This is a genomic window from Roseobacter sp. HKCCA2468 (assembly GCF_037805105.1).
Classification (GTDB): domain Bacteria; phylum Pseudomonadota; class Alphaproteobacteria; order Rhodobacterales; family Rhodobacteraceae; genus M30B80.
The window spans coordinates 1-6,860 of the sequence record NZ_JBBLYN010000013.1; the positions used below are offsets into that span (position 1 = coordinate 1).

General features: G+C 48.5%; 1 protein-coding gene. It reads right to left on the reverse strand.

Going from position 1 to position 6,860, the window contains the following annotated elements; genetic code table 11:
• Positions 1-27 precede the first annotated feature (27 nt).
• Positions 28-6,765, reverse strand: a complete 6,738-nt coding sequence (locus AAC620_RS12250; RefSeq protein ID WP_340245376.1) for a SwmB domain-containing protein — start codon at positions 6,763-6,765, stop codon at positions 28-30.
• Positions 6,766-6,860 lie beyond the last annotated feature (95 nt).

The following is a 6,860-nucleotide window of genomic DNA, read 5'->3' on the forward strand; positions in this document are numbered from 1 at the left end:
TCATGTCATTAAACTCCTCTCGCCGTATCACCACTGATAGTCCCAGGTGACATCAGTTAAAGACTGCACCTCAGTATCATTGTTTGTGACCCTTAGCTGAATTGCCACTATGTCATCACCTCGAATAATAATACCCCCTTCAGTAGCAGTATCATCTGACGAATTCAGGTCAAATGTCGTGGTTCCATCACTACCGGAAAATTGGTATACACCCGCATCGATAGTGGTTTGATCAAGAGGAGAAGATGTTGCTACAAGCTGCCCATCGATATGAAGCTCGATAACATCTCCAAAAGAGGCATCAGACACATCGAGCCAAACATCGACTTCACTATCACCAGTCGCAGTGTTACCCACAATACCATTGACTGCGCGCTCGTAAAGATCCGAATAGTTACCATCCCCGTCAACATCCACACCTAGGAAATCAACCGGGTTACTCAGATCAACGCTAAACGCGTTATCACCGGTATTAGCAACAAACGTAATATCTGCGCCCGAGCTATCTTTAACAGTCAACTCCAGACTATCTCCTTGAGAGAGGATTAGGCTTTGACCGGTAAAGGTATCAACGGTAAGTGTCGTATTGGTGAACAATGACACCAAGTCCATATCCATAATATCATCGGGATTTGCACCAATCACCGCAACATCAACATCGAAACTGTCACCATCACTAAGTGATTGGTAGTTGGCCACATCGACATCTCCTATGCTTAAGGAGAATTCAGTGCCAAACATCTTTTGATCCAACGCGCGAACACCACCAGTGTCATCCATGACGACAGAGGTAATTGGATCGAACCCGGGCGATAGAAGCCCTTTAACGGCATGTGGTAGGTCGAGTGAATAAGTGTCGCCCACTGGCGTCACATCCATCGCAACGCTATAGCCAATATCTACGCCATCAGCTGTGTCGGGTGGCGATATTGCCAAGTTTGCAGCATCAGCTTCCGAAGTTAGGGAGATATATTCATTTGCTATAATACCACCATCACTATCCCTATATGTTAAGTTAATCATCCAAAACATACCGCTCGGAAGTTCTGGAATATCCGGGTCGTTGATGTCGTCTTGGTTAAAGCTAATACGAGGCGAGGTGTCATCATTCCAATTTGTAAGGTCAGGAGCAAATTTATTAACGACGGTACCTAGGGTGCACTGAAAACCTACCCACAGCGTATCCGTGTCAGCAAAGTTGGTAACCTTACCGTCTAAGCTCAAATCCCCATCTGTCCAATTAGTCCAATCTGACGTAGCTAGATCAGGCGAATAGACCGCACTGTAGATGCCTGGAGACCTCGCTAAGTCTGTGTCTACAGGAATTACTTTAAACCCACCAGCTACTGGACCTGCTTGCGTCCACGCGAAGATGTCGTAAGCATCGAATCCACTAAACCGACCACTTGTTACTTTAGTAATCGTTGCGGTTGTTGTTGGAGAACCATACGCCAACTTTCCCGCCACAACACTATCTGTGACGTCAGTAACGTCTCCATTGATGCTCAACTGCACCTCATCTCCATCTTGTAACCCAGCGAGATTAGCCACCAGCGTTTGTGACATCGAAGCAACGCCGTTAGACGCGTCACCATCGTCGTCAAGAAGAGAAAGATTAGAAACCGTTACATTGCGAGCAGCAGGAACCGGAACTGTATTCGTTACAGCTGTACTCGCTAACGTTGCCGCATCGTTACCCACCAAATCCTGAATAGCGTTGGCATCATCTCCTGCAGCCGGATCTGTATAAGTAACCGTCACTGCTTGGCCATTGGTCACTGGCGTGGTTAAGGTCAGCTCTACTGTGCTGCCAGAGGCAGACACAGCCGTCACCGTATTGGCGTTACCGTCACTCGTTACAGCAAAATCGCTTGATGCAGCTGTCGCTGCCAACAATGGTTCGTCGTAGGTCAGGATTACCTTGGTGCCATCGGCACTGGTAGATGCTGAAACGAATGAGGGTGATGCTGTATCAATCACATAAGGTAGCGAATCCACTGCTGTTCTCAGTTCATTCTTATCAATACCCTGGATGGAGGCTGTACCACTATTGGTTGTATCGATAGCCGTACCCATTGCCACCAGATCGGAGAGAACAGATGGCAAATTGGCATCGGTAATTGACTCTTCATCAGCACCCGTTCCGAAGGTCGTGAGCCCCAAGGTTGTGAAATCAGCCACAGTCGGTGCTGCCACTCCAGTTGGTGTAGCCAATTGCTGATCATCGAGATATTCGACGATATGTTCCAATGCGATCGCTTCAAAGACACCCTGCGCTATCGCTTTCACCTTGGCTAAGCTGTCAGTGTTGCTGGCAGCAGCGGCCGTTTGAGTATCGATAGCGTCAAGAACCCTATATAGCGTTTCCGCGTCATCGATCCCTTTAAGGCCAGAATTTACCAGCACATCACTGCTATTGACCTCAAATGTGAGCTCAGTGATGACCACATCTGGGTTCAATGCCTCGCTTTCATCCTGCGGGTTCGGGTAGTCAATGGTGCCCGTCTGCGCATCGAGTTGGCTCGGTGCAAATATATCCAGACGGAAACCGCTGTAGGCTCGGAACGTGTCCACATCAAATGTGTAGCTTGTCTCGTCCACATAGGTCGCCGAAATATCGTACCCCTGAACAAACTCCCAGACTTCAGTTTCGGCGTTGTAACCGTATAAGTCGAAGACTGTCGGTAGTTTGTCCTGCAGAGCATCGATCTTAAAGCTGTTAATCACTGTCGGACCCTGAGAACCCTGACTGTCAAACCAACCTATCGAGCCTGGTCTATCTTTAGACACATAAGCAGTAGAGGCGTAACCTTCAGCGCTACCCGAGACGTCGCCATTGAAGGCTTCCCAAGGTGTAAAACCATGCTCAGTGTCAGTGGCGTCTCCGAGTGAAGGCGAAATTGTGCTGCCAGCTGTACCATCCCAATTAGCGTAGATCTCCTTGGCAACAACACCAAGACCTTCAAGATCACTAACTGGGGAGTCTGATGTAAATCCGAGCAGATTGTTGATTGCAACTTGTGCATCAGTGGCATTAACCGCATCAAGGTCTGGCACATAACTGCGGTCGGCGGTTAACAGAGTTTGCGCCAAGCTCAACTTGTCATTGTCAGTTGATTGTTGCCCCATCAACTCGGCAAGCTTTAACAAAGCACTAAAGTTAGTTGTCACGTCATCTGCAATACGTTGCAAATCACTGATAGAAAGCGTCTCGCCGCTGTTAAGAGACGCCTGACGGCTGGCTGCGATTGCGTTGATGGCATCAATATTGTCGTCAGCAACTCCATCTATACCAACATCTGCGTACGTTTGCGCGGTGATAGTATCGAGGCTGCCAGATGCCAGTGCTGTTTGCAGGCTCTGTAAGCCCACTACGACGCCATCGACGACGCTGCGAACGTCGTCAATGGAGGAGTCCGCTGTCGTTGACTCCAGAACCACCTTACGAATTTGATCGATATTATCATCGGTCACACCCGTGATACCGGCAGTTGTAAATGTTTCTGGTGTTGCCAGTGGTAGAACTTTTTTGGTGTTGATGTACAGCTCAGTAACATCAATCCGAGGCCCAGTCCAGCCGCCCTCCACGGTCTCATCAAAGACTAAGCGGTAACCGTCATAGGCTTTTTTCTCCAATGACGAGCCATAATCGGAGGCAACGTTAATCGTGTAGGTCGCATTAGATTCGATATTTCCGGTATCGAACGATTTTATAGTACTCCAAACGCCTTTCGCTTCATCGTAGCCCTGCAAACGCCCTCTGTAGTGAGACACCACAGAGGAATTCGCGAACGAGACCGACTGCACTAGTGTAGGCCCTTCAGAGTTATCTCGGTCAAAGTAACCTAGGTATGCCTGGTAATTAGCCCTGCCAAAAATGCCGTAGTGATCAACTTGACCAGTGCCTACATCTTCTCGCTCAGAAACCCACCAGCCATTATCCGTTGTTGACGTTGTTCCATCGAAGGCATCCTCTGCTCCGAGAATACGGGGCCAAGTACCGCTTGCGCCCTCATCAAATAGGTAATAACCAGAGCTTACAGTCTCCTCAGGATCAAAATTAGCAAGACCATAGTTGTAGGTATCACTAACCTCTGAATACAACTCACCATCATCAATGAACGTAAGTAGTTCAAATATTGCCGTCTTGTTATCGACAACCTCCTGAATCTCTTTCAGAGTATCAATGTTCGAGTACGCAGATTGAGCTACCAGATCATTAATGGTTGGCTGATAGGTTTCAGAATTAACGCCGGTAATACCCGCTGCCGTAAAATCAGCAATCGTTGGCAAGTCACTCGTAGCAGCAACAGCCAAACTTGATGTATTGCTTGCCGACAGAACGTTGCTGGCTGTATCCGTGAGTGTCCAAGTACCTGCAGAGGTATTGGCTGCAGACTCAACCACGGTAAACGCCGCACCATCATTTCGTGTGATGACAATATCACCTGCATTTTCACTGATAGTGAACGCAGAGTCGCTACCCAGTGACCCATTCAATGCGGACGCTAGAGACGCAGCAGAGGCTGTATCGCTTGTCAGCGTTGCAGAGACCTCTTCCGTCACACCGTTTGCTGTAAGCTGCAGGTACACCGCATCCCCGTCTGCAAGATTAGCAGCGGTAAGTGCTAGTTCTGACGCTGTTGCCTGAGCAATGGAAGCGATTTTGTTAATCGCTGTGAGGCGTGCAGCTACCGCATCGCTATTCAATACGCCGCGCAACTCGGTAGCATTTGAAATGGCCGTATCGCCACTATCTACGCCATAGGCCGCCTGAGCGAGAACCTCATTGATTGCTGGAATATTTGCGTTGGAAATGGGTACGTTTAGCCCATCGCCATTGACGACATAGCGAACGCCTATATTTTGATAATCTGCAACCGTTGGAACGCCTGTCTCACCCGAGTCATAGGTAAAGTTGCCATTAGTGTCAGCTGCGCCATCACCATTAGTAAACGCTTCAATGATCGACATGGAAGCTATGTAGTTATCAACAATCGCCTGAATCATTGGAATCGTAGCAACATCCGATTTGCTGCTTTGAGCAAAGACCATCGCGTTGATGTCTGACAAGTTGTTCTCAGTAACGCCAACGACACCAATCTGGCTGTATTCTTGCCAGGTAGGTTCAGAGTCGCTGGGAAGATCTGCTGCAGTCAGAGATCGAGCCTGGAAGTCAAGCTCAGTAATCTCAACAGTACCATCACCGCCGAGGGTGTCACGAACAACAATCTTGAACCCTGTATACGCTTTCGTTGCATCCGACAAATCGAACTCAAGCGCTTTGCCGTCGCTGGTTTCAACGATGCCTTGGGTCGTCAGTTTTGCCACATCCGTTACCTCAACTTGGTCATCCCAAGCCAAGGTCAGATCGCTACCCGAGGCGGCAACGGTCACGCCTACACCAGCCGTAGTTAACGCACTGTCTAGCGCAGCTGCCAACTCAGAAACAGTTGCATCTCCATCCAGCTGAACAAAAACTCGATTGGAGCCGATTTCTAGTGTGTAGTAACCACTGTTATTAATTGTCGGAGACGCAATGGTTTGAACTTCGTATGCTGAACCACTAATGCCGGTTGTTGTTGTAGTCGCTTGAACATTTTCTGAAGGCGCAAAGGACTTAATAAGCTCCCATTGAGCGGTATCGTTATCCCAGCCCATCACGTCAAAATCTACCGGCAGCTTACTAAAATCGGTACCTGTGTTCTTTGGATGAATAATCAGGGTATCAGCTACCGCCGGATCAAATCCAAAATCACCTTGGTCGTACCAACCCAACTCAACAGTAGAGCCAGGGGCGGCAGGCGTATCAGAGGTGAAAGCCAGACTATTGGAATCAACGTATCCTTCTCCATCAAAAACTGACTGCACATTGACATAATCAGCCTCATTATTAGTGGAAACGACACCATTGAATTTCTCTGGAGGTGAATCTACGAGAATATTATCGATTATAAATTTGCCGCCACTCGTACCGCCGTTATCGCCATTGTTAGAACCACCTACAAACACAAAGCGGTACTCGCCATCCTGTCCGGCAGTAAGTGTGACTGAAGCGGTCTGCCAATCCTGGTTCTCGCCATCAACGTAGGGATTAAAATCCAACAAATCGATGTGTTGGCCAGTGTCCACGTTTAGGAGGTAGCCATATACATCAGCTGCATCGCCAGCGTTTATTGCCCGAAAATCGATGGCCACAGAAGCGCCTGCCTTTAACTTGACAGTTCCCTCTGACCAAATAGCTGGGCCATGGAAAATATTGTTTGCAGTACCAGTATTCCATCGATTTCCCGCAGTTCCACTAAGTTCACCAGTATCAAGAACAACAACGCTGCCATGCTGAGCGTCATAATTTTCTTGTAAGGTGACGGAGATGGAGCGTGAAGTTATTCCACCCGTCCAGTCCTCTGCTACTTCTTGAGCTTGACCACCCTTAGCCGGAGTATTAAGGGGGCCAGCTACGGGGTCTTGTGGTGATGTATAGCCCGCCAGTTGGGTTACTCCTAAATCGACCCAGTCGTTATAAGTCACCCATCCGGGTATGTTCCCACCAGAGCCTTCCTCAAAGTTTGCGTTTGCGAATTTAGGCACTAGCGAGATATAACTGGCACTAGTTCCAATTCCACTCCAATCCGGCTCGGCCCAGTTTTGAATTTTATTAACGATTTCGTTCGCCGAATCGACATATGACTGAAGTTCAGACGCGGTGTTAACCGCTGTGTCCGCGCCACCTTCGAATAGCTTGTAGTTGATCGCACTGACCAATGCACTCGAGATGCCGTCTGTACTTTCAGAGAGGTCTAACACACCTGCGGCGTTGTAATCAGCTGCGGTTGGAATAGCACTCGCGTTTGCCGAGT